This window comes from Streptomyces sp. NPDC020884 (genome assembly GCF_044333935.1).
Taxonomy (GTDB): Bacteria; Actinomycetota; Actinomycetes; order Streptomycetales; family Streptomycetaceae; genus Streptomyces.
The window spans coordinates 1-2456 of the sequence record NZ_JBIRRY010000024.1; the positions used below are offsets into that span (position 1 = coordinate 1).

1 protein-coding gene is annotated in these 2456 nt (G+C 70.8%); it reads left to right on the forward strand.

The features are described from left to right. On the forward strand, positions 1–2456 hold a 2456-nt coding region (locus ACH4UK_RS36900), incomplete at both ends, for an acyltransferase domain-containing protein (protein ID WP_398363624.1).

A 2456-nucleotide genomic window follows, 5' to 3' on the forward strand; every position in this document is an offset into this window, starting at 1 on the left:
CGCCTCCTCGACCAGGCCCGTGACTGGCCCGACGCGGGCCGTCCCCGGCGTGCCGCCGTCTCCTCGTTCGGCGTCAGCGGCACGAACGCCCACCTGATTCTGGAGGAGGCGGCTCCTGAGCCGCTGCCCGCTGAGCGGGAGCTGCCTGCCGGGCAGGGCGTGTCCGGGTTGGTGCCGTGGGTGTTGTCGGCGCGGAGTGCGGAAGCGTTGCGGGAGCAGGCCGCACGCCTTGCGGTGTGGACGGGCCCGCAAGGGCCCGGGCACGGTGACCGGCCCGCCGACATCGGATACGCGCTGGCCACCACCCGCAGTGTGTTCGAGCACCGGGCCGTGGTCTGGGGCACCGACACCGCACGGCTGCGCCAGGGCCTGCAAGCCCTTGCCGAGGGCCGGGAGGACTCCCAGACCGTCCACGGCCACGCCCAGCCCGGCAAGACTGGCTGGATGTTCACCGGACAAGGCGCCCAGTACCCCGGCATGGGCCGCGACCTCTACCGGGACTTCCCCGCCTTCGCCACCGCCTTCGACGAGGTATGCACCGCCTTCACCCCCTACCTCACCGCCCCCCTCAAAGACATCGTCTTCGACCAGGGACCAGAGGCCAAGGCCACCCTGGAACGCACCGAATGGGCCCAGCCCGCCCTGTTCGCCTTCGCCGTCGCCCTCGCCGCCCTAGCCCGCTCATGGAACATCCCCGCCCACGCCATGACCGGCCACTCCATCGGCGAACTCGCCGCAGCCCACCTCGCCGGCCTGTGGAACCTCGACGACGCCTGCCGCATCGTCGCCGCCCGCGGACGCCTCATGCAAACCCTCCCCGAAGGCGGAGCCATGGCCGCCGTCCAGGCCACCGAAGAAGAAATCCTCCCCCTCATCGCCCCCCACACCCACACCCTGTCCATCGCCGCCGTCAACGCCCCCAACTCCCTCGTCCTGTCCGGCGACACCACCACCCTCACCGGCCTCACCACCACCCTCACCAGCCAAGGCCGCAAAGTCACCCCCCTCCACGTCTCCCACGCCTTCCACTCCCCCCACATGAACCCCGTCCTCGACGCCTTCGCCACCGTCCTGGACACCGCCACCTTCCACCCCACCCACACCCCCCTGCCCCACACCCCCCAGCTCACCGACCCCGCCTACTGGGTCCGCCACCTCCGCGACACCGTCCGCCACCACGACAACATCCAATGGATGACCCGACAAGGCATCACCCACCTCATCGAAATCGGACCCGACGCACCCCTCACCGCCCTCACCCACCACAACCTCACCCACCACCCCCACATCCACACCACCCCCCTCCAACGCCGCACCCACCCCCAAACCCACACCGCCCTCACCGCAGCCGCCCACATCCACACCCACACCACCCCCCTCAACTGGACCACCCACCACACCCCCCACCACCCCCACACCACCCCACTCCCCACCTACCACTTCCAACACCACCACTACTGGCTCAACGCCGGTGCACCGCAGTCCACCGCCGCCGGACTCGACCCCGCCGACCATCCGTTGCTGACCGCGGTCCATCACCTTCCGGATTCCGAGACGACGATCCTCACCGGCACGATCTCGCTGGCCACTCACGCGTGGCTCGCCGATCACCAGGTCGGCGAGACGGTTCTCGTCCCGGGCACGGCCCTGGTCGAGATGGCCCTGCACGCGGGCCTGCACACCGGGCATCCCACGCTCGACGAACTCCTCATCACCACCCCCCTGCCCCTGCGGCCCGGCACCCCGGTGCAGGTGCACGTCACCGTCAACGCGCCCCAGGCCGAAGGCCGACGCCCCTTCACGCTGCACTCCCGGACCCGTACGGGCGACGAGTGGACCACCCACGCCACCGGGCTCCTCTCCACCGTGGCCGATCCGTCGGGGGCAGCGACCCCCGATGCCTGGCCCCCCGCCGGGGCCAAGCGGCTCGACACCGACACGTTCTACGAGGACCTGCTCGAGGAGGGTTTCGCGTACGGGCCCCACTTCCAGGGCCTCCAGGCGCTCTGGCAGGACGGCGACGACCTGTACGCCGAGGTGTCCCTCCCCGAGGGCACCGCCGACGGCTCCTCGTACCACGTGCACCCCGCCCTGCTGGATGCCGCACTCCACCCCCTGTTGTTCGTACGCGCATCCCAGGAGCCGGGCACCGTGTGGCTGCCCTTCCAGTGGAACGGGCTCACCGTCCGTACGACGGGCGCCACTTCACTGCGGGTCGTCCTCAGCAGCATCGACGAGGAGCGGTACCGCGTGCTCGTCACCGACGACCGGGGGCTGCCCGTCGCCGAGGCGTCCTCGTTCACCGGGCGGACCGCGCGTCTCAGCGGCATCAACGCCGCGCACTCCGCGGACAACAATGCGTTGTTCGTGGTGGGTTGGGAGCCGGTGGACGTCTCTGCGGTGTCCGTGCCGGGCGATACCACCTGGCTTTTCCCCGATACCGGCGGGGAAGAAGC